Raw genomic sequence first — 305 nt, 5'->3', positions numbered from 1 at the left:
CCTCAATATCAACTCACATTTTTTTAACATTAATTAAGGCCCTTCCAGTGGCCAAGAATGGCCAGCCAAGAATTAGTGAAATATCTTGGTCTTCCTCCATATCTAGCACCACAAAATCAGCGGGGAGAATGAATTTGTCCACCTTTATCAGTACATCTTCTACGATCCCACGTGAGTATTTGATGGATCGGTCCGCTAGTTGCAACGAAATGGTGGTATGTTTCATCTCTCTAAGTCCTAATTTCCTGCAAATAGAAAATGGCATGAGGTTAATGCTAGCACCAAGGTCACATAAAACTTTATTG

General features: G+C 40.3%; 1 protein-coding gene. It reads right to left on the bottom strand.

Annotated elements, in window-relative coordinates; translation table 11 throughout:
- Nucleotides 1–13: 13 nt before the first annotated feature.
- Nucleotides 14–305: retropepsin-like aspartic protease (locus GOQ16_RS18630; protein WP_160070471.1), on the bottom strand; the 292-nt coding region annotated here is incomplete at its 5' end.

Origin of the sequence: Sphingobacterium bovisgrunnientis, assembly GCF_009829085.1 — a bacterium.
In the GTDB taxonomy this organism is placed as follows: domain Bacteria; phylum Bacteroidota; class Bacteroidia; order Sphingobacteriales; family Sphingobacteriaceae; genus Sphingobacterium; species Sphingobacterium bovisgrunnientis.
Note: the sequence above shows the minus strand (reverse complement) of the source record. Positions and strands in the feature narration are given on the sequence as shown.